At 40.0% G+C, this 22,248-nt stretch carries 14 protein-coding genes; 6 read left to right on the top strand and 8 right to left on the bottom strand.

The annotated features are described in order from the left end of the window. Positions 1–24: 24 nt before the first annotated feature. Together AC04QZ_RS12455 and AC04QZ_RS12450 are read right to left on the bottom strand one after the other, a co-directional pair. Entirely contained in the window at positions 25–3,342 is a 3,318-nt protein-coding gene (locus AC04QZ_RS12455; RefSeq protein WP_478358019.1) for a tetratricopeptide repeat protein, read from the bottom strand. A 101-nt stretch (positions 3,343–3,443) separates the two neighbouring features. Beyond that, entirely contained in the window at positions 3,444–4,775 is a 1,332-nt protein-coding gene (locus AC04QZ_RS12450) for a sugar porter family MFS transporter (protein ID WP_478358018.1), read from the bottom strand. Between the two features lie 125 nt (positions 4,776–4,900). On the opposite strand from AC04QZ_RS12450, the gene AC04QZ_RS12445 reads away from it, so the two are divergent. Then, positions 4,901–5,785, top strand: a complete 885-nt coding sequence (locus AC04QZ_RS12445; RefSeq protein ID WP_478358017.1) for an AraC family transcriptional regulator — start codon at positions 4,901–4,903, stop codon at positions 5,783–5,785. A gap of 179 nt (positions 5,786–5,964) precedes the next feature. Here AC04QZ_RS12445 and AC04QZ_RS12440 read toward each other — a convergent pair whose 3' ends face one another. Next, positions 5,965–9,693 carry a tetratricopeptide repeat protein gene (locus AC04QZ_RS12440; protein ID WP_478358016.1) on the bottom strand — a complete coding sequence of 1,243 codons (3,729 nt, stop codon included), beginning with the start codon at positions 9,691–9,693 and terminating at the stop codon, positions 5,965–5,967. A 138-nt stretch (positions 9,694–9,831) separates the two neighbouring features. Here AC04QZ_RS12440 and AC04QZ_RS12435 point away from each other — a divergent pair, with 138 nt between their 5' ends. After that, on the top strand, positions 9,832–10,317 hold the full coding sequence (locus tag AC04QZ_RS12435; protein ID WP_478358015.1) for an SRPBCC domain-containing protein: 486 nt from the start codon (positions 9,832–9,834) through the stop codon (positions 10,315–10,317). Between the two features lie 87 nt (positions 10,318–10,404). Here AC04QZ_RS12435 and AC04QZ_RS12430 read toward each other — a convergent pair whose 3' ends face one another. From AC04QZ_RS12430 to AC04QZ_RS12415, 4 genes are all read right to left on the bottom strand, one after another. Then, positions 10,405–11,490 carry a Gfo/Idh/MocA family protein gene (locus AC04QZ_RS12430; protein ID WP_478358014.1) on the bottom strand — a complete coding sequence of 362 codons (1,086 nt, stop codon included), beginning with the start codon at positions 11,488–11,490 and terminating at the stop codon, positions 10,405–10,407. 63 nt (positions 11,491–11,553) lie between these two features. Further along, entirely contained in the window at positions 11,554–13,008 is a 1,455-nt protein-coding gene (locus tag AC04QZ_RS12425; RefSeq protein WP_478358013.1) for a Gfo/Idh/MocA family protein, read from the bottom strand. A gap of 28 nt (positions 13,009–13,036) precedes the next feature. Further along, positions 13,037–16,510: a 3-keto-alpha-glucoside-1,2-lyase-like domain-containing protein gene (locus tag AC04QZ_RS12420; RefSeq protein ID WP_478358012.1), complete on the bottom strand. Its 3,474-nt coding sequence runs from the start codon at positions 16,508–16,510 to the stop codon at positions 13,037–13,039. A 22-nt stretch (positions 16,511–16,532) separates the two neighbouring features. After that, positions 16,533–17,819, bottom strand: coding sequence for a Gfo/Idh/MocA family oxidoreductase (locus tag AC04QZ_RS12415; RefSeq protein ID WP_478358011.1), 1,287 nt, complete (start codon positions 17,817–17,819; stop codon positions 16,533–16,535). 227 nt (positions 17,820–18,046) lie between these two features. On the opposite strand from AC04QZ_RS12415, the gene AC04QZ_RS12410 reads away from it, so the two are divergent. The 4 genes from AC04QZ_RS12410 (at position 18,047) to AC04QZ_RS12395 (ending at position 21,256) form a co-directional block, all read left to right on the top strand. After that, entirely contained in the window at positions 18,047–19,300 is a 1,254-nt protein-coding gene (locus AC04QZ_RS12410) for an ROK family protein (RefSeq protein WP_478358010.1), read from the top strand. A gap of 102 nt (positions 19,301–19,402) precedes the next feature. Further along, a complete protein-coding gene (locus tag AC04QZ_RS12405; protein WP_478358009.1) occupies positions 19,403–20,185 on the top strand; it encodes an alpha/beta fold hydrolase in 783 nt (260 codons plus the stop codon). A 78-nt stretch (positions 20,186–20,263) separates the two neighbouring features. Continuing rightward, the gene (locus AC04QZ_RS12400) at positions 20,264–20,947 is read left to right on the top strand and encodes a GNAT family N-acetyltransferase (RefSeq protein WP_478358008.1); all 684 of its coding nucleotides are present in this window, start codon (positions 20,264–20,266) and stop codon (positions 20,945–20,947) included. Between the two features lie 84 nt (positions 20,948–21,031). Continuing rightward, positions 21,032–21,256: a CDGSH iron-sulfur domain-containing protein gene (locus tag AC04QZ_RS12395; RefSeq protein WP_086548824.1), complete on the top strand. Its 225-nt coding sequence runs from the start codon at positions 21,032–21,034 to the stop codon at positions 21,254–21,256. Positions 21,257–21,427: 171 nt separating this feature from the next. Here AC04QZ_RS12395 and AC04QZ_RS12390 read toward each other — a convergent pair whose 3' ends face one another. Further along, complete coding sequence (locus AC04QZ_RS12390; RefSeq protein WP_086548823.1) at positions 21,428–22,231, bottom strand: helix-turn-helix domain-containing protein; 804 nt, start codon at positions 22,229–22,231, stop codon at positions 21,428–21,430. Between the last annotated feature and the right edge of the window lie 17 nt (positions 22,232–22,248).

Here is a 22,248-nt window from a genome sequence, read left to right as displayed (position 1 = left end):
GATGCTTTGGTTTGTAATATAAGATCAGTTTTTAACTGAATTGGTGTGATTGGTTATTGCCCTTACACCCAGATGTCCGTTATCCAGCATCAATATTTCGTTTATACTTTGTTCTGCAAGGTTGTTTTCTTCCAGGCCAGTATATCCTAATGCGGCCATGTACAGGCAATGCACTTTGTTGCGTTTATTCAGGTCATCATCAAAAATCATCAGATCGGGTAAGGATACGGCAAAATAATCCAGCTTAATGTTGTCATCCATATGGCGTTTTCCATAATCGATTAAGCTATTAAACTTTTCATTTGCAGCAAGATTATCCTTCAGCTCACGGTAGGCCAATCCCTGGTAAAATATGGCATCGGGTTGTGCATCATTGTAAAATATAGCCGCAGTTGGCTCCATATCTCCTGCACTTGCACTGGTAAAATATGCTTCTGCATTTTTTTGATCACCTAAATTACGGTATGCTACGCCCAGCCAATAATCAATATCGTTTTCTCTGGTACCGTACAGCTTGCCTTCGCCCAAATTCTCAGGATATCCAGTTGCATCATTCAGTAATTTTATCGCCCCGGTATAATCGCCTTCTTTAATGGCCATTTTTGCTAAACCTACTTTTGCAAAAACATATTGTTTACTTACTTTACCTTCTCCACCTTCCCAAGGATGAAATTTACGGCTGGTTAATAATGCTAAGGCTTCATCTAAATCTCCGTTTAGATTTTTTAATGTGAGGTACTCCAGGTACAGGTCATCCCTGTTTAATAGGAGTGCTTTATATTTTTCCAGAAAAGTCAATCTGTAAGAAATGGAATAATTTAATCTTTTATGCAGCTGATCCAATTCCAACAATACCCTGGCGTCTGTGGGGTCGTTAAAAAATGCTTTCTCCATGAAAGACAATGCTTTCTCTTCATTGTTATCCCGATTATAATAAGCGATGCTTAAATTACGGTTTACTGAGGCAAAATCAGGATTTATACTTACCGACGCATTCCAGCAGTTTATGGCTTCTTTATATTGCCTTTTATCGTACCATAAATTGCCCAGATAATAAAATGCCTTATCATCCTGTGGATTTTCTTTGGTCACAAATTTTAAGATTTCAATATCCTCTAAGCGATTGGGAAATACTTTATCCGGCCCCAGTTCAAAGCCCATGGACAGATACTGATGAGCTTTTTCTTTATTACCTAATTTGGCGTTATAGTTGGCCAGGTAATAAAAGTATAAAGGTTGCTGTTCTTTATTTTCGCATAACAACAATAAAGCAATTGCTTCTTCATACCTGCCAGAGGTCGCATAATCGATGGCGATTTCAATGTAGCTATGTGCATTATCCCTTAATCTTTCTTTTAAAATCTCTACCCATTTCTGGCTTTCAGCAGGGTTTTGCTGATGGATTAAAGATAATTCATAGATAGACCCGAAATCAAAATGATCAATCGATAATGTTTCGGCAGCTAGTTTCGCCGCGTCGTCGAATCTATGTAATTTGCGTAACAGCAATGTTTTTAAGTGCCTTGCTTTAAAACCATGTGCATTTCGGATCAGGGCCCGATCTACCAATTGCAGGGCCTCATTCCAATTATTTCTAATGGTTTCTATTTTGGCTAACTGCAGATAAGCGTTGTCTTGCTGTGCTACATTCCAGGCTGCCTTGTAAAACTTATCATAAGCATCGTTAAGCTTATCCTGATATAACAGGCTCAATCCTAAATGATATAAGGGTTCACCATCGTAAGGATTTGGATTATGCCTGGTTAAGGTGTTAACTGCACTTTGAAAATACTTTTCAGAAACGGCAAATTGCCCTCTTCTAAAATAATATAAGCCTAATGCATTGTTATTTCTGATATCGGTATCATCCCGTTTCAGCGCTTCTTCATAATAGTCCTTGGCCGAATAGGTGGCGTGTCTGTACTGCTCTAAATGAAGTCCGGCCATGTAAAGTTCTTCATTCGTTTTCATCGCCTTAGGCGCCACTAAGGGTTTGGCTGCTTCTGGCGAAACATCTACATCCTTTACCGCTATTGGCGAATAAACCACTAATTTTTCCCCTGCCGAATTACTGACCATCAATTCTATATTTTGTTCAACATAGTTTTCGGGCAGTTTAATGGTGGTTTCGAAAGCTTTAAGTGGTGATAGGTTCTCCTGGCTGCTAAAAAGGATTTGTCCTTTTAACTTCAAGGTAATATTGGCCTGATCCTGAATGGCTGTAGCATAAACTTTAACATTTGCGGTGTCGCCGTTAAATGTTAAGTTAACTAAGGCATCTTTTGTAGCATTTTTAACGTAACCGATTTCTTTGTAAGGCAGAAAATATTGGGTAAAAGTTATTTCCTGATTGGGCATAATCCACGAAAAATCTGGCTGATTATCGGTATAAACACCTGTCATTATTTCGATATAGGGCCCATCTTCGTCCGTTAAATGTTTATCCCACATTTGCCCAAAGTTACCAGATCCCCAGGTCCACTGTTTTTTACCCGGCGAAATATGGTGATTGGCAATGTGTAAAATTCCTGCTTGTTTTTGATGGTGATAGCCACCAACAAAATCGAAATCAGAACCTACGGCCATAAATGAGGTAGGCACAGGTATATTTTTGTACCATGAAATATCGGTACCTGGTGCATAATCCTTTTTATAATAAGTCCCCTTAGCTATCGGAAAAAGTGAGACATCTCTTTTTCCATGATCGTAAACGGCTGTTACATCCGGTGGAAAAACAGATTGATAATGTTCATCTACTGCAACCGCCGGATTTGCCCACCACAAAAAGGTTTGCGGTAATGCCGTTCTGTTATAAAGTTTACCTGTAATTTCGAGGTAAGCACTTTCAGGATACAATTTGAAACCAGCCATCCCCTTGGTATGGAACATTTTTTCAATTTCACTTACCCAAACGGTTTTGCTCCCGTCGGCGTGTGCTTCAATCGTAAAATCTATGGGATCGAAAGTGCTGGGACGGTGATGCTGGGGCCAGTTAAACTCTATTCCTCCCGATATCCAGGGGCCAGTTAAACCCACAAGCGCTGGTTTTATAACCTGGTTGTAATAAACAAAATGATAATCATTTGTTTTATCGTAGGCCATCTGAATGCGTCCACCCAGTTCTGGCAAAATCATGATTTTAATAAAATCGTTTTCCAGAAAAACAGCAAGATATTCCTGATCTACCTTTTCATCATATACCTGGTCTATTACAGCGTGAGGATAAACCGTGCCGCTACTTCCCTGATAAATTCTCTTTTCAAGAAACATTGGATTCTTGTCTGGCCCGCTCGTTTTATAGGTAGGGATAATTACTTTTTCTTCCCAGGCTTTTACTTCCATATTGTATATAAAGTGTTAATCGTAAATAGTAATGTTATTGCATTGCAGGTTTAATCTGCATGGTTTGTTGAGTGCGGTAATTATTTTATAGTAAACCAGGTTTAATGTACCATCTGTATATCTTCGATTTCTTCGAGGGTTTTTCCTTTGGTTTCTTTAACAAATTTCCAGATCCCAATACAGCCTAAAGTGCAGATTGCTGCATAGATGTAAAAAATACTTTCTTTGAGCCAATCGAATAAAATTGGAAAGGTAAATACAAGCACAAAATATGCACCCCATAAACACAGTATAGCCCAGGTAGTGGCTTTTACACGCACTTTGTTTGGAAATATCTCCGAAATGAGCACCCAGGTAACCGGTGCCAGCGAAACCGCATAAACGCCGATGGCACTCAATAAAAACCAGGAAACCATGGTAGAGCCAGATGCCAACAACTGAGAGATGAGCACATACAAAACGGCCAAACCACCTGCCCCGATCAGCATTAATGGTTTTCTTCCTATTTTATCGACTAAAAACATGGCCGAAATCGTGAATATCACATTTACCGCTCCAATAAACACTGTTTGTAAAAGCTGGTCATCCTGCGAGGTACCTATGCTTTCAAACAATTTAGGTGCGTAATTAAAAACGGTATTAATGCCACAGAACTGCTGAAAAATAGCCAGACCGATACCGATCATCACTGCAGGGAAATACATTTTATTGAATATACTTGCGTGCTCCACATTGAATTTGCGTTGCAAGGTTTGCTCTATATTTTTTAAAGCATCGGCAGCAAATTCATGATTCCCGATCTTATTTAAAACTTTAAGTGCTTTTTCGTTTTTACCTTTTTGTACTAGCCACCTCGGACTTTCAGGGAGTATTGAAATGCCTATAAGGAAGATACCTGATGGGATTGCCCCAAGCCCAAACATCCAGCGCCAGGCATCGTCGCCAGTATTTCTTAACGTATAATTGATCAGGTTCGTAATCAATATCCCCAATACAATCGTTAACTGATTAATGGCAACCAGTCGCCCTCTAAATTTTGGAGGTGCCAATTCGGCGATATACATGGGCGATAACATGGATGCCATGCCAACCCCTATGCCGGAAAAAAACCTGGAAACAATAAAAAAATCACGGTTTGGCGCCATAGCCATCGCTAAGGACGAAGCTAAAAACACAAATGCTGCAATCATTAACCCCGGCTTACGTCCATACGCATCAGACACATAACCGGCAATCAGACAGCCTACCATTGCGCCTAAAGCTAAACTGCCGGTTGCAAAACCTTCCCAGTAAGGGGTAAGCTGAAATTGTTTCTCTAAAAAGGGTAAACTGCCTGATATTACGGCGAAATCGAAGCCGAATAAATAACCCCCGCCTGCCGCAAGTAAGGAGATGAAAGTGATGTAAGCCGTATTAAATTTGCTTTGAGACATTGTGTGCATATATTTGGTTATTGATAAATACAAAACATACACAAACATCAGTATACCGCGGTAACATTTCAATGCACGGATTGAGGATAATAATGGATTTTCTTACTTTCTTGTAAAAAAATAGAATGATAAAAAAAAATGATGGTTTTGAGGGGCAAAAGGCCGTAATAGTGCCAAAAAAAATACTATCCAAAACTTGCGCAAGCAATAGTGTAATCAACAGCATGTGCGTAAACAGTATAGGTTATTACCCTAAAGCACGTTTTCATTACCGAAAAAGGGCAAATGGCACAAATGAACATATTCTTATTTACTGTACAGAAGGGCGGGGAACGGTTAAAATAGACAAAAAAGTTTATGAGATAGAACCCAATAATTTTTTCATCATCCCTAAAGGTACCGAACATGTTTATGGTACCGTTGGAAATAATCCATGGACTATTTATTGGGCACACTTTACCGGCCAAAATGCCGATTCTATCGTAAATGACATCAGTTTACGGCTAAATAACGGTAAAGAATTTATCCATTATTCTGAAAAAAGAATAGCACTATTCGACACGATATACCATCAGCTTGAGCGTGGTTACAGTGTTGAAAACATGGAGTATTCCAGCCTTTGCTTCTATCACTTTTTAGGAAGCTTTGCCTACCAAAATAAGTTCGATATCGACAAAACTAACCAGGATCTGGGTATTGTAAACAGAGCGATTGATTATATGACGAATAATATTCAGCAAACATTATCATTAACGCAGATGGCCACTGATTTAAATATTTCTGCTTCTCATTTATCTTTTTTGTTTAAGCAAAAAACAGGGTATCCGCCTATGGAATATGTAAATCACCTTAAACTCCAAAAAGCCTGTCAGTATTTGATGTTTACCCCTATGCGCATAAAAGAGATCACAACAGAAATTGGCATGAGTGATCCGTTTTATTTTTCCCGCTTTTTTAAACGTCAAATGGGGATGTCGCCTAAAGCATATAGAAATAAAAGGAAAAAATAAAGAGGTATAATTTTTTTGCAAAGGTTGCTTTCCCGAACATTCGGGATTCCTCCTCGCAATGACGACCTTTTTTTGGGATCTGTCACAATAGCTTGCCGAAGGACCTGTTTTAAATATCTTAAAGGGCGTTTCGGCAAGCTTAATGTGACAAATTCGAAGTGAATTACCAATAGCTCATTTTATTTCATGGCCAGTTGCTGATCATCGGCGTCGGCCATTTCTTTATAGAAAGCCTTAAACTGATCGATCTTATCTAAAGGAACATAATCTTTCTTTAGTGCAAAAGTCCGTTTTAAAACAAGTTTATTCCCTTGCTGTACGCTTTCGAGTTTAAAATCAACAAAATCATTACTCAGTTGAACAGCTTTAAAAGGCTGAACCATCGCTTTTCCGGTTGGAAGTTCTAATGATAATTCCTGATTAGACTCATCTACACCAAAAAGCTGGGTAAGATCGATACCAAATTTCCGTGGCGCAACCACCTGTAAGGCTGTTGCATAAGACTTGTTTGACCATGGAATAGAGAATATCGACATGCCCGCTACACTTTTACTGACGTTGAGCAACTTATATGAACAGGCTGTTCCAACAGTATCTGAACTCGATTTTGAAGTATTGAGGTTGGTAAAAGTAAGGTTATAAATCTCGTTTTCAGGATAAATACTGGTTAGATCCTCTTTCATTTTCTTAATTTGATCTGCACTGCTCAAATCGTTAAAAACACTTCTGATATAGCTAGACATTGATCCAGTATTCCAATTGGTTTCTTTAACCGTCATGTCGGCATTTTCCAGTTTAACCTCGGTTTTGTAGCCCATCATATTTCTTCCTCTTATACCAGGATTAAACTTGGTCAACGCCGTGCTTGTTTTATTAATTTCGAGGATATTAGAACCCAAAAATGTATTGCTGAAAGTATTAAAAGGCAAGGTTCCCGAAGTAAGCTCAACCCAGTAATCTTTCCCTCCGATGGTAGATTTGGCAATACAGTGGTTAAATTCAATACTAGGCAACAATAATGTATTTTGTCCGCGATCTCTGGTATTGGCTAAAGCCAGCGTTGCTGTAATTCCAGCCTCCTTACACATACTCACAAATAGCGTAGATACATCTTTGCAATCGCCAATTCTGGTGTTAATAACCGTTGATGGATTTTGAGGAATAATACCACTTTGCCTGAACGATACTGAACTGTATGCGATGTTGGTAATGATGTAATTATAAATCATCTTGATTTTGGTTAAATCATCCAAATTACTTTTACCGGCAAACAAATCGTTTACTACTGTTTTTATTTCATAACTGCTCCGCGCTTTAGCCGATGCAATATTGTCGTACCAATCTGCAATAAATTTCCAGTCGGGTATAGATGATAAATAAAGCATATTGGTTACATCATCCATTGGAGGCATTTTATCTTCATACCTCAAAGCTTCCTGTTTATTCTTTTCCCATACATACAGGTCAAACTCATCTTTCGCTGTTTTAACCGGCGCAATATCCTGTTGTGAAAACACATATTTAAAGGCTTTATCACGGTGGATTAACAATGAATATTTAATGTTAAGGTTATCTAAACCATCGCTAAAATAGAAAGAGTCCCAGAAGTGTGTAGACATTGCCCCGACATGGAAATTTTCGATTTTGTAACGGATATTAATCACATCGCCAATTTCGAGGTTTGTAAACACCAATTCGTTATTATTGGTTTCGGCAGGAACTTTTATTCCGTTTGCTTTTATCACCTCCGCTATTTCTACAGCATAATTCTGATCGTTGTTGTATGAAATCGAATATTCTTTAAAGCTTTCCAGTCCTTTTTGGGTTAATATTTTTGCTGTAAAAAAGTGCTTCTCTTCCGATCCGCCATTTTCATATACAACTTTCTGCACTTCATTATTTAAAACGACAACCTGCCCATCGGGATATTCGGTTTTAGACGGCGCCTTGCTCACCAGGCTTTTAACATCGGGTTTGTCGAAATAATCGAATACGGCTTTTTTATCCTGAAGTGTTCTTAACAACTGGATAACCGTGTAATTATTAGGGTTGATTTGTAAGCTCTTTTCGTATGCTTTAACACTTTTCTCCTTCTGTTTATTTGCATTGTAGAGCGTACCTAACTGAGAATATACAAATGCATTGTTAGGATCAATTTCGAGTACTTTTAAATATAATTTTTCAGCCTCATCGTATTGTTGCAACTGATAATAAATACCTGCAAGGTCGGTGTAGATTGCAAATCCGATCGGATCGTTCGCTAATTCCTTTTTGTAAATATCAATACCGGCATCGGTTTCTCCTTTATCCAAATGTAACTTTGCTACATATTTAGCGGCCTTGTAATCGTTATTCTCATCAATATATTTCTGCAAAATATCAATCGCTTTAGGGTTCTTCCTGATCTGCACTTCAATCAGGTATTTTAAATTGACAATATCAGCTGAACTTAAATATTGAGGATAAATTTTCTCCACCAGGGCTATAATTTCAGGTTGCTTTTTCTCCTGACCGAGTATATTGAGTTTTTTCAGCAGCACAGCTTCATCCTCTCCGTAAATTTTCTCCAGTTTAGCAAGAACTTCCTTTGCACGCACATAATCATTCTGTTGAAAGTGCTCCGTGTATACGAGTTCTAAAGCCAAAGAACATTCCGGATCGTGTGTTTTAATTTCTTCCCTGAGTGTTTCAATACCTGTTCTGTTATCGGCTTTAACAAACAGTTCTATCATCATCAGGTTGAGATAGGTGCTTTCGGGAAAACGTTTTTTAAGTTTCTCGAGAATCAACCTTGCATCGAACACATTTCCCAAACGCAAATAAAGCTTGGCCATCATTAACTGATTTAAATAGCTTTGTGGTTTTGCTTTTAGGGCATCTTCGAAATATTTAAAGCCAACTGGTTTTAGCTGCGCAGGAACCGGACTTGTTTCTTTTGAATATGCCTGCGGCGTGCTCGTAGTAGACAGATTGTTTAATGGCGTTCCGTTGGCATCAGTTAACCGCAGCATAAAATTCGATCGGCCAGCATAACTCTCGCCTATCTGCACCAAAACGCGGTTGTAGCCTTGGTTTAATTTAACCGGTACGATGTAGGCATCAAGGTCGTTATTTCTTTCTTCAGACTCACTGATTAAAAGCTGATCGTTTACCCAAACCTTTACCGATCCGGATACGCCAATTCTTAATTGTGCGGTGGTACTTGCGGGTGCATTAACAAAAGTTTGGGCAAACTGTAATGCATTTTCGTAAGTGTTATAATAGGTAAAATCGAACCATTTATCATGTCTTACATAAGGCACTGTTCTCCAGCTAAATTTGCGGTTCTTTTTACCGGTAAAAACATAATTAAGTTCTGGGTGGGCTAAAATATCATCATAAGGTTTATCGAAACCACTGGTCGAAATATTTTCATATTCGCCCGTGATTAACCAATTTTCGATTTCGCCTATTTTATTGAAATACTGATCGGCTTCGGTGTATTGTTTTTTTTCTTCGAAATGCGAACCTAATGATGCATAGGCCAATGCATTAATGGTACCATCAACATCTTTTCTTGTCGCCAGTTTTTTATAAAACTCCAATTGCTCCGCCGTTTTTATCCTCGAAGCATTATTAGGCAAATCGCTCCAAAGTGCAACAAGGTATGACTGCGGGTTTTTAGAAGTATTGGATAATTTATTTAGGTAGTTAAAACCTTCATTGGCCGGCCGATCCATTTCTGTCATCATAGATAGCGCAACATTCGCTTCATCAGAAAATGCGGGTTTAAGTGCTGCCTTAGTGAAAAAATCGCGTGCTGCTGTCCGGTTGTTTTTAAAAAAATATTCCCAACCTGGGTTCAAATTTGTTTGTGCCTGAATAGACGAAGAAACAAGAATTGAGAGAATTAATAGTTTAAATTTCATTTTGTAATTATATAAAAAAAACAAATCTGAATCAAAGCAATTTAGATTAAAAATAAGTGAGAAATACCCACGCACATACTGCGTTAATGTCTGTGCAATATTTTTTAACTTAGATGATCAGAGTAAAAAATTGCTGTAATGGAAAAAACAGAAAACAGATCGATGCAGATTAAGGGAGCTTTCAAAGCAAATATTCAATTGCTTTGGGAGGTTTGGACTAACCCCGATCACCTTAAAAACTGGTGGGGACCAAAAGGCTTCAGTGCGACCATCCATAAAATGGATTTGCAGGCGGGCGGTGAATGGAAACTGACTTTACATGGGCCTGATGATAAAGACTATGCCAACCGCAGTATTTTTAAAGAGATTATTCCACTTAAAAAAATTGTGTTCGAACACTTTAACCCACATTTCTTTACAACAGTTCTTTTTGAAGCACAGGGTGAAGATAGCCGGATAGACTGGACAATGTTATTCGATACCGCGGAGATGCGCGAAACGATAGTTAAAGTGCATAAAGCGGAGGAGGGGTTAAAGGAAAATATGGATAGACTTGGGGAGTACCTTTTGAACTATCAACCGATTAGGTCTGGTTCCTTAAAAACTAACCAAGTCTTTCCATAAGATGTTCTATTTCTGAATTCGCTAAACACATAGATGCTGAAACAAGTTCAGCAGGACGATCGTAGTAGTAGAAATAGTGCAAGAATTTTATTTTAGGCGGATCATTTCACCAGTTTTCACCGATTCATCACAGGCAAAAGCAATCTTCAGGCTGTTTACAGCGTCGTCAGTGGCATTGGTTAAATCGATACCTTCCGTAATTGCTTTTAAGAAATACCTTTGTTCACGGTTGCACAATTCCTGATGATCGGGTTCATCAGTAAGGTCTACCCAATTATCGGCTTTGCTGAATTCGTCATGTTCGTCTAAATCGGCATGATGTATTTTAATCGATTCGGTTTTGGTATGTGCATCAATGTTATCAGAGTTTCCTGCGGCACCTGCTTTTTTAGCCGTGATGGAAACTGATCCCTTCGGGCCAAAAACATCTTTAATAAAAAAAGCATTATCGCTTACCATCGGGCCCCAGCCAGCTTCGTACCATCCGACAGAACCATCTTCAAAACGGATCTGCAATTGGCCATAATTGTAATTCCATTCCGGTATATCGTTAGTCAGTCTTGCTCCAATGGCACTCACCTGTACAGGTTTCGATCGGGTCATCTGGCACATGATATCGATGTAATGTACGGCACAGTCTACAATGGGACTTAAACTCTTCATCAGGTTACGATGTACCGTCCATTTAGGTCCATGGCTCTGTTGGTTCAGATTCATGCGCATTACTAAAGGTTTTCCCATTTCCTGAGCCAGCTCAGTAAATTTTTCCCAGGATGGATGGTAGCGGAGAATATATCCTACGAGCAACTTTTTGTTTGCTTTTTTTGCGGCTTCTGCTACCTTTATTGCACCTGCTACACTATCAGCCAATGGTTTTTCGATAAACACATGACAACCGCTTTCGAAAGATTTGATAGCATAAGCTTCGTGTGTATCGGGATAGGTAGAGATGCAAACGGCATCGGGCTTGGTTATTTCGAGCGCCTCGTAAAAATCAGTATACAAATCATATTGCCCACCTAATTTTTCATTAAGTTTTTCTTTGCTTTTACCCGTCGAAACCAAGCCGCATATTTCAAAACCTGGTAAGGTATGATAAGCCGTGGCATGGGAAGCACCCATATTGCCACAGCCTACCACTAATACTTTTAAATTCTTATTTCCTGTTGACATACAGTTAAAGTTGTACCGTTTTAAGGTTGAACGCTTCAAAGTTGAAAGTAATAGCTTTCAAAATTAAACGCCTAAAGTCCAACCTTTGCGGTATTCGCGTTTCACAAACTGGTTTACCTCATCAAAATTGGTCACCTTCATGTTTACTTTATCCCAAAGCATTTTGATATCTCGGCCCGGATAACTGATTTTACCTGCTGCATCTCTGCGCTGTACATCTGTTCCTCTAATGGCCAGATTGGCAATCAATAAAGTTTCAGTAAGTGGTCCGGCGATTTCAAATGGCGAACTTAGTTCCATTTTTCCATAACCGGCAATGGCAGCTTCGGCAAATTGAGTATAGTGGCCTTCTTCCTGATTAGTGATACGTGGAATAGTAATTTTCGTTTTATCTGATTCGTTGCGCGACAGTGGCAGTAACTTTGGATTTTTGCCATAGGTTTCGCAGATCATTTTACCTTTGGTACCGATAAAAAGCACACCGTTATCGCCAAAACTTTCATTAGGACCTAATTCTTCCGGACGCTCGGGCTTGATTCCACCGTCCATCCAATGCACCTGAACCTCGTGTTTGGTTTTTGGCGTTTTGGCAAAAGTTAAAATAACGTGGCTTGATGGCGGACAACTTTCCGGTAAATAGGCGCGTTTAAATTCATCTACATACACGCTGCCCACGCTGCATTCTACACTGATAGGCGTATCTAAACCCAATACCCTAAAAGGAGGCTCTACCAGATGACAGCCCATATCGCCAATGGCACCGGTACCATAATCCCACCAGCCCCTCCAGTTAAAGGGAACCAGTTTATTTACATATTCTTTGTATGGTGCACTACCTAACCACAAATCCCAATCGAGTTCTTTTGGTATTTCGGCCTTGCCTGTTGGCCATGAAATACCCTGCGGCCATACAGGCCGGTTAGTCCAGCAGTAAACGGTATGTACTTTACCTATCCTGCCTGCATCGTACCATTCCTGAAGTCTTCTTACCCCATCTCCTGAAGCACCTTGATTACCCATCTGCGTAACCACTTTATAGCGGTTTGCCGCTTCGGTTAACATCCTGGCTTCATAAATATCGTGCGTTAAAGGTTTTTGAACATATACGTGTTTGCCTAACTGCATGGCAGCCATGGCAATTTGCGCATGGGTATGATCGGGTGTGGATACCGTTACAGCATCAATGTTTTTGCCTTCTTTATCCAATAACTCACGGTAATCTTTATAGTATTTTGCCTTTGGGAAGTTTTTTAAAGAATTTGCCGCCCTTCTATCGTCTACATCGCATAAAAAAGCAACATCAGTTTTCCCTCCCCTAACAATACTGGCAATATCACTCTCTCCTTTGCCACCTGCGCCTATACCAGCCAATTGCAAACGATCGCTTGGTGCCAGAAAACCCGGCCCACCCAACACATGGCGGGGTACGATCATAAATCCAGCGGCGGCAAGTGCTGTTGTTTTAATAAAGTTTCTTCTCGAATTTTCGGTTTTCGAATTTGCCTTATCTTCTATCATTATTAACTTGTTATGATGCTAATTTAACTTATTTCTTTTTACCCGCAGCTTTTACATCTGTTTCTTTCTGATCTGTCGCTTTCTTGCTCAGGTCTTTAATCCTGATGTTACGGAACTGCACAGGAGAACCATGGCCCAGGAAGCCGATATGCCCACTTTCACGTGATAAACCCGGGTGTTCTTTATGGTCTGGTGTTCCGTTTTTCTTAAAGGGTTCGATATCGCCATCTAAAATTACGGTGCCGTTTAAGATCACTTTAATTTTCGATCCTTTTGCAATTACCTCTTCGTAGTTCCACTCGCCTGTAGGTTTTAAAAATCCTCTTTTGGCCGGGATAGTACCATAAACCGAACCATGGTACTGGTACACTTTCAGGTCTTTATAAATTGGCGCATCGTTATCCAGTATCTGCAATTCCATCCCCACATAAGCTGCATCGCCTTCTAATGGCGCTCTGATTCCTAAACCGTTGTTTGCACCCGGGGTTAACTGAAATTCGAAACGGTAAACGAAATCGCTGAATTCTTCTTTAGTGAATAAGTTACCACCTGATCCTTTGCCTGGTTTAGGTCGGATGGCGATATTTCCATCTTCAATTACATAATCGGTGGTATTACCGGTCCAGCTATGCATGTTGGTTCCATCGAATAATACTTTGTATCCTTCTTTTTTCTCTTGTGCACTCAGCTCAAAAGGTTTTGGACGGGGAATTTCTTTGATGTAGATATCACGGTAAGCTACTGGCGATCCATGTGCCTGTAATTCAATCTGTTCTTCTGCAAAGATTGGCAAACTTCTGTTCCAGTAATTTTCTAAAATTACATTGTCGGTAACCAATTGTCCGTTCAGATAAACGGTAACGCGGTCGCCTTTCATTAAAATTCTGAAGGTATTCCACTCGTCTAACTTATTATCGGCTACTTTAAGTGGCTTACTTTCGTTAGTCTGGTTATTATACAAACCACCGGAACCTACCTGAGCACCCACTTTTGTGCGGGCAAGATCCCAGATTTGTACCTGTGGTGTACCGCGCAGGTAAATGCCCGCATCGCCTTCTCCTTTTTTATCGTCGATGATTTTCCAATCTACCAGCATTTCAAAATCGCCGTACTTTTTAACAGTAGCCAGGTTATTGCCATGACTCTGAAACTGCAGTTCACCGTTAATTACTTTCCAGCTTTCTTTTGCTTCGGCATCAGCTTTTGTTTGTGCTTCGGCCAAAGTTTTTTCATCCATTTTAGATCTTTTGATCGGATCGGCCACAAGTCCTTTCCAACCCGATAAATCTTTGCCGTTAAAAACCTGAACAAAGCCTTCGCCGGCTTTCATTTCAGAAATATACTTACGCATACCCTCTTTCTGATAACCCGCATCACCTCCGGTAATTACAGCAATGGTTTTATTTAACAGGCCTTTTACAATGTCGCCATTGTAGGTTCCGGCCATGGTAATGTTCATCACCGCATTGGCCGCAGCCTGTTGTAAAGTAGCATTATCTAAATACTGACCTGCAAATACGATGGCATTAAAACATTTAGCCTGTTCGGTATCTTTAAGGATCTGCTGTTGTTGTGCAGGGGTTTTGGCCACTGCCATTGCGTTGCGTAAGAGTAGTAAACGCTGTTCGGCAGGATACTTTGTATTCCTTACCAAAGTTAAGTAACCCACAATCGCCTGGTTCAAAAAGTCTGGATTGGTCGTCGTACGGGCAATGTTAATCAATGCATCCGTAGAGCCTGCATCCGACCATGAAGAAAGCGCTTCGATTGCAGCTTTTTTAGTCGCATCGTCGCCTGTGGCATAAGCTTCTGATACTGACTTTAACGACGTCTGCCCACCTAGGCTACCCAGCACCTTATAAAACAGCACTTTTTTATCAGCAGGTGTATTACCCATTTGCTGAAGGATAGCATTGGTTTGCGACTCTTTATCCGCTGATCCTTTTACCGAAGCGATAATGGCATCTTGTACAGCAGTTAGTTCTGTGGCATCGGTGGTTTTATTTAAAAGATCAAATAATTGTGCTTTATTTTCCGCTGCTGCAACATCTTTTAAAGAAAGAAATGCTGCCTTTCTCACTTCAGGTTTTTTACTGTTTAATGCAGCATAAATTACTTCAGTTTGGCTTGTGGCTGCACGGGCAGCTAATATATTAATCAAAGCAACCTGAACTTCTGGTTTAGCTTTCGGAAGATAAGCGCCAACTTTAGTGGCTACGCTTTCGCCTTTTATTCTTAAAATACCATTAGCAATGCCAGCAATATCTGCAGCATCTCCTTTGCCCATTAACTTCAACAGGTCGTCTATAACCTCTTCCTGGCCTAGTTTTACGGCTGTATTAATTGCAGTCAGTTTTACCTGTTGATCGTCGCTTTTAATTAGTTTGAGTACGGCCGGCAATGCAGATTTTGCTTTACTATTCGCCAGCATATCTAAAATAGAAACCTGAGTTGGGGCATCCACCTTTTTTAACTGGCTTACCCAGGCTGCACTATTGGTATCATTTACACCATCAGCAGCAAATTTAACCGCAGCTGCACGATATTCGAACTGTTTATCAGCCATGGCAGCTAACAAAACCTGCTGATCACTTTGTGCTGCCGAAAGTAATTTTAAGGCCGCAATGCGTTCATTTACCTGATCATCAGCTGTTGCTTTTTCTAATATGGTTTTAGCTATCGTTTCTGCTCCGCTTTTATCTGTTGCCAGGGTCTTTTGTGCAAACACCAATAATGCTGCAACCGCATTGGTTTGGTCGTATTTATAACCTGCTTGTTCAGCAGCTTTTACCAAAATTTCTTTAGCAGATGCATCACCAATATTGGCCAAAGCATACAAACTTACTTTGGTTAATGCTTTATCTGTTCCGGTAGCCAATGGCGCAATAGCGGTTGATGCTGTTTTAGCATTAGTATGCCCCAATGCTTCTACAATAGCAATTTTGGCCTGACCGTTGGCTTTACTCAAGCCACTAATTAATGCATTTGTAGCAGAGGCCGTACCAATTTTGGCTAGTGCTCTAGATGCTTCATCTGCCAATTGCTCGTCAGTTAAATAATCTGTTAAGCAAGATACCGCAGCATCATTTCCTACTAAATCGAACTGACTGATGATAAATGCTTTATTCTGTTTATCGGATAGTTTAGCCAGCGATTTGCAATAGGCACTAACAGCCATAGTCCTTAAGTTCTGTTGGCCATTTTTTGTAGCGTAGGCCGTAAAACCGCCTACGGCGTACTCAATAAGCGCGTTATTTCCTTTTGCTGAAGCGGTTAAACCACTAATTAAGGTTACGTATCCTTCCTCACCTAAATCGGCCACTTCTTTCATGTTACGTTCCAGCTGGGCAGCATCTCTGGCTGGTAATTGAGCCAGTAAATCGGCAATACGTGTGGTGGTCGTTCTTTCGTCTTTTTTATCCTGGGCCAGGGCTTTTACCGTAAATAATGCATTGGAAAGCATTACAATGGCTAACAGCACCAATAATATTTTTTTATTCATGATCGTCGTATTTTGGGATGTTTTAAATAGAAAATGGTGCACGCATTACGGGATTAATCAATCTGTTAGCCGCCTCATCATCTACGAATTCTTGCTTAACCGGGTCGAATTTTAACGATCTTCCCAATCTTAGGGCAGCCAAACCAATATTTACAATGTTGCATGAACGGTGTCCGTTCTCTTCATTTAAAGCGAATTTTTTTCTGGTTCTTACCGATTCTGAAAATTCTACAATCTCCGGATCAGGATCAGGGAATTGCGCCAGTTTACGTTCCAGATCAGGGATGTCGGATTTAAAACCCGGATATAATTTACCTTTTGGTCCTTCTATATAAGGTACATTGGTATCTTTACCTTCACCATCCAGAATAATCTGGCAGCCATCGGCATAGGTATAGGTAATTCTGCGCCAAATGCCTACCGCATCGGTATGTTGTTGTGGGGCATCAACCTCTACAGAAATCGGGTTTGTATCATCCTTACCCAGAAAATATTGTATCGGGTCGATATAATGTTGTCCCATATCACTTAATCCACCACCATCATAATCCCAGTAACCTCTAAAAGTCTGGTGAACCCTGTGGGCATTGTAAGGTTTATAGGGTGCAGGGCCTAACCATGCATTATAATCCAATTCTGGTGGTATGGGCTGAGGCTCTAAATGATCTTTGCCCACCCAATAGAACTTCCAGTCGTAGCCGGTATGTTTACTTACGGTTACTTTTAATGGCCAGCCCAACATGCCGCTATCAACCAGTTTTTTAATCGGTTTTACAGTTGTACCCATTCCGTAAAAAGTATCTTTAAACCTAAACCAGGTGTTTAACCTAAACATTCTACCATGTTGTTTTACCGCCTCAACCACTCGTTTTCCTTCGCCTATGGTATGGGTCATTGGTTTTTCGCACCAGATATCTTTTCCTGCATTTGCCGCATCTACCGCCATTATACCATGCCAGTGTGGCGGGGTAGCAATATGTACAATATCTACTTCAGGTAATTGTATAAGTTCTCTATAATCACTAAATGTTTTTACGCCTTTATCTAACATCGATGCCGCTAGCTTAAGGTGGTTCTGATCTACATCACATATGGCTACAACCTGGGTACCCTCATAGCCAAAATGGCCTCTACCCATTCCGCCGACGCCGATTACGGCTTTGGTTAATTTATCGCTTGGGGCAAGATAGCCTTGCCCACCCAATACATACCTAGGGACAATAGTAAATGCTGCCAGGCCAATTGCAGTTTTTTTGATAAAATCGCGTCTGGTGTTCTGGTCTTTTTGTGGTTCTTCTTTAGTTTTCATTTGTTTATTGGTGTTGTAAAAAAACTTATACGATAGTTTGGTTCCAAAAGCATTAGGGTGCCGGAACATCTGGTTTATCGATTTGGTTAGATTAAAATTACAAGGTTAATGTTAATAAGAAATTATTATAAAGACAAAACATCGTTGATTTCTTTACGAATTAAAAAAACTTTAATAAAATTTTAATAGAAGTTATCTATATTTATCAAAATAGTGCAATTAACAACATGAATCTTAATCTATTAAATAACCTAACATCAAACACCAGCGATAAACAGTTTATTCAAAAACACAAGCTCATCAAATATCTTTTCAATTTAGGCGCCTCATCAGTTTCTACTTTATGCGAAATCATGGAAATGAGTACACCGAGTATATTGAAACTTCTGATTGGTTTAATTGATGAAGGCTGGGTAGAAAAAAAGGGTTATGGTTTATCCATTGGCGGACGAAAACCCGATCTTTACCGTTTAAAGGATAAAAAGATTCTGATTCTCTGTATCGATATTGAATTATTTCATACTAAAATAGCCATCATCGATAACAACTATAATTTTGTGCTCGATGTTAAAACGGTTTTAGTACCCATTTCAAAAAGCAGGACCGATTTCTTCAATATTTTACACAGCCACCTTCAGGATATTCTAAAATCTGCAGGCATTCAGCGTGAACAGTTTATTGGCTGTAGTGTTGGTATGCCGGGCTTAATCGATGCGGAAAAAGGAGAAAACTACAGTTATTTCTTAAGCGATGGCGAAAACATACCTTTAACTGCTGCATTTGAAAAAATGCTGAATATGCCTGTAGTGATCCAAAATGATGTGAATGGCTCATCAATGGCTGAGTTTACGCACGGAATGGCGAAGGGCAAAAAAAATGTACTCGTATTGTTAATGGATTGGGGCGTGGGTTTAGGCATTATAATGGATGGTAAACTCAGGCAAGGCACTTGTGGCTTTTCCGGCGAATTGGGCCACATGCCTTTTGTAGAGAATGGCGCTCTTTGTTACTGCGGGAAACATGGCTGCCTCGAAACCATTGCATCAGGAAACGCCCTATCTGAAATGGCAAAAGAAGGGATATTATCGGGTAAAAACTCGATGCTTAATAAACTTTCTAACGAAGAACTCGAAAGAATTGAACCCGCTTTGATTATTAAGGCCGCGAATAAAGGTGACCAATACGCCATTCAGCTGCTCTCCAATGTTGGCACTTACATGGGCAAAGGAATAGCTGTGCTTATCCAGTTATTCAATCCCGAACTGATTATTTTAAGCGGCAAAATTGCCGGGGCCAAACAATATATCACCTTACCCATGCAACAGGCCATAAACACTTATTGCATGACCCAAATTAGAGAAAAAACAACCATAGTTTCTTCTGAGCTGGGCGAAAACTCCCGGTTATTGGGATATGCGGCAACTGGTATTGATCAATTTTTAGGTGCCTACATCAAAAAAGCAAAAAAGCTTAGAAAGTAAGATTCCACCTGGCTCAAATCCCCCTAAATTTGTCTGTTATCAGCACCTTATTTTCAGATAGCTTATTTAGATTTGTATAGCAAAAATTTAAAACCGAGACTGATGGAAACATATAAAAAAGCAGGACATGAAAAGGTAAATGGCATTAACATGTATTATGAAATTTACGGCGAGGGAGGAATCCCGCTTGTACTGATACATGGCGGTGGTTCTACCATTCAATCTACCTTTGGCAGACTTATTCCGCATTTGGCAAAATCCGGTCAGGTTTTAGCAGTTGAGCTTCAGGCCCATGGGCGTACCAGCGACCGTGACCAGGCAGAGTCTTTTGAGCAGGATGCAAAGGACGTATCTACTTTATTAAATCAGTTAAAAATAGCAAAAGCCAATTTCCTGGGTTTTAGTAACGGCGGAACAACCACTTTGCATATCGCAGCACATCATCCCGCAGTCGTGAATAAAATCATTGTTATTTCGGCCAATTACCAACGGGAAGGTTTAATTGAAGGCTTTTATAATGGCTTTGGAGATGCCACCATCGATCATATGCCGGAGCCACTTAAAACAGCCTTCTTAGCCGTAAACCCAGATCAAAATGCACTGCAGACAATGTTCGAGAAGGATAAACAGCGCATGCTCGATTTTACCGACCTGAGCGATGACGATCTGAGGGGAATTACTTCCAATACGCTTTTAATGGTGGCCGATCGGGATGTAATCAGGCCAGAACATGTGGTAAAAATGTCGAGATTGATTGCAAATGCACAGCTGGTTATCTTGCCCGGTGTGCATGGCGCCATGATCGGCGAAAACCTGAATCCGGATGTAAGCGACAAAACGATTGAGATGACGGCACATTTGGCGGAAACTTTTTTAAGCCAATAGTTGCGCGACCAGGCGTATTTTGGATGAATCGTTCCAAAAATTACCCTTGTCTGATTTAGCTTTTAATATCTTTGCCCAATGGAACACCTATTGGATAATCCAATTTATTATGCCTTAACATCTGGTCATAGCCCTGTTGCAAAAGGCCATGATGAGGTAAAATATTATCATGAAGATATCACCGCATTTGCCGGCTTAAAAGATAATTCGCAGGAGAATCTGAACACCCTTCATCAGATCAGCGCTCCGAATAGCCTTTTCGTGTTTTTCTCCAAAACACCGGTCGAGATACCGAAACAATGGAAGTTACTAACCCATATCGACATGTTCCAATTTATTTTCCGGGGCAAGGAAATGCCAATAGCAGATGCAACGGAAATAACAGACCTTGACGTAGACCATGTTGCAGAAATGCTCGATCTCGTGGAGTTAACCAAACCAGGACCTTTTCTGGCCAAAACCATTAACCTTAGCAATTACACGGGCATATTTGTGGATGGAAAATTGGCTGCTATGGCCGGGCACCGGTTTCATCCTAGTCCTTACCGCGAAATAAGTGCAGTTTGTACCCATCCTGATCATTTAGGCAAGGGTTATGCCTTTAAGATTTTACAGGAACAGATTAAACGGATCCTGCTCCGCTCAGAAATCCCCTTTCTGCACGTTAGAAACGATAATGAAGGAGCCATTAAACTCTACCATAAACTGGGATTTGAAATCAGAACAGACATGACTGCCTACGTCATCAAAAAAGAGGCTTAGGTTAAGAAGAGAATGTTTCTAAATAGAAAACTGAGGAAAAATTGCGGTTTCTATGTTTTAGTTTTGCACTAAACTAACACATACATGTCTAAAACAAAACTTACCATTAACAATAACGGCTCTGTTAAAATTGAGGGCGATTTCGAAATTGTAGATAGAAACGGAAATACTTATGGCTTACAGGGTAGAGAAGTACTCTCGATCTGCCGTTGTGGTTTATCAAAAAATAAGCCTTTTTGCGACGGTGCACATAACGGCCATTTCGAACACGAGGCGATAGCCTTCGATCTTCCTCCAAAAAAGGTTTAATAACGAAATTAAATTTTCAAAGAGGTTATATCATAGATATAGATGTCACCCTGAGCCTGTCGAAGGGCCTTTTAAGTTACTCCTTAAGGTGTTTCGACAGGCTCAACATGACAGCATCTGAGGTAAAACCATCTTTATGACACAACCTCTTTTATATTGGAAAACAGCATACTACACACCAATCTTTGAAGGCGCCGTGCCATAAGCTTTTTTAAATGCAAAAGAAAAGTGAGACAGGTCTTTAAAACCAACTTCCAGATATACGTCTGATGATTTCCAGCCTTTTTCGGTTAGGAGATAATAAGCATCATTCAAGCGTTTTTTCTGCAGCCAGCGGTTAGGCGAAAGGTTAAAAATCTTCTCAAAATCTCTTTTAAACGTAGCCAAACTTCTTCCGGTTAAGTAAGCAAAACGGCTAATATCTACATTGAACTTATAATTGGCATTCATGTAGGCTTCCAGGTCTATTTTCCCGGGTTCCGAAAAATCAAAAAGCACATCTTTTAATATTGGGTTGGTTTGCAGTAAAATCATTACCGCCTCTTTAACTTTCAAATCGATTAAAGCCTGGTTAAATCCATTATTTCCGTCTAAATACGGCCATATCGAATCGATATAATTCTTCAGCAAACTGTTTGCTTCAAGTGCCAAACCTTTAAGATCGTGATTGGGCTTTTGCAGGTGCAGGTCATATTCATTGCTGATGCTGTGCAAAATATCCTGATCAATGTTGATGCTGATGGATTTAAACTCTCCCCCAACTGGTGGATATTTGGTATACCGGGCTAATTGATTCCGCCTGAAAAAACGAAAATCGCCATCCGAAAACACAAACTTCTCCCCTCCGATAAAAATTTCTGATGTACCTGCAATAACCAAACCCAGCGAATGATTGGGAATAAACTGTTCGCCCTCGCTACTTTTCTGGGCATAACACGAATACAGGATATTGGGACGTTTCTCTTGATTTGACATCTTGATCAAATTTATGG

Source organism: Pedobacter folensis, assembly GCF_056490665.1.
Note: the sequence above shows the minus strand (reverse complement) of the source record. Positions and strands in the feature narration are given on the sequence as shown.

Coding starts and splice junctions, on each gene's coding strand:
- AC04QZ_RS12455 (WP_478358019.1), bottom strand. CDS start 3,342: ATGGAAGTAAAAGCCTGGGAAGAAAAAGTAATTATCCCTACCTATAAA.
- AC04QZ_RS12450 (WP_478358018.1), bottom strand. CDS start 4,775: ATGTCTCAAAGCAAATTTAATACGGCTTACATCACTTTCATCTCCTTA.
- AC04QZ_RS12445 (WP_478358017.1), top strand. CDS start 4,901: ATGATAAAAAAAAATGATGGTTTTGAGGGGCAAAAGGCCGTAATAGTG.
- AC04QZ_RS12440 (WP_478358016.1), bottom strand. CDS start 9,693: ATGAAATTTAAACTATTAATTCTCTCAATTCTTGTTTCTTCGTCTATT.
- AC04QZ_RS12435 (WP_478358015.1), top strand. CDS start 9,832: ATGGAAAAAACAGAAAACAGATCGATGCAGATTAAGGGAGCTTTCAAA.
- AC04QZ_RS12430 (WP_478358014.1), bottom strand. CDS start 11,490: ATGTCAACAGGAAATAAGAATTTAAAAGTATTAGTGGTAGGCTGTGGC.
- AC04QZ_RS12425 (WP_478358013.1), bottom strand. CDS start 13,008: ATGATAGAAGATAAGGCAAATTCGAAAACCGAAAATTCGAGAAGAAAC.
- AC04QZ_RS12420 (WP_478358012.1), bottom strand. CDS start 16,510: ATGAATAAAAAAATATTATTGGTGCTGTTAGCCATTGTAATGCTTTCC.
- AC04QZ_RS12415 (WP_478358011.1), bottom strand. CDS start 17,819: ATGAAAACTAAAGAAGAACCACAAAAAGACCAGAACACCAGACGCGAT.
- AC04QZ_RS12410 (WP_478358010.1), top strand. CDS start 18,047: ATGAATCTTAATCTATTAAATAACCTAACATCAAACACCAGCGATAAA.
- AC04QZ_RS12405 (WP_478358009.1), top strand. CDS start 19,403: ATGGAAACATATAAAAAAGCAGGACATGAAAAGGTAAATGGCATTAAC.
- AC04QZ_RS12400 (WP_478358008.1), top strand. CDS start 20,264: ATGGAACACCTATTGGATAATCCAATTTATTATGCCTTAACATCTGGT.
- AC04QZ_RS12395 (WP_086548824.1), top strand. CDS start 21,032: ATGTCTAAAACAAAACTTACCATTAACAATAACGGCTCTGTTAAAATT.
- AC04QZ_RS12390 (WP_086548823.1), bottom strand. CDS start 22,231: ATGTCAAATCAAGAGAAACGTCCCAATATCCTGTATTCGTGTTATGCC.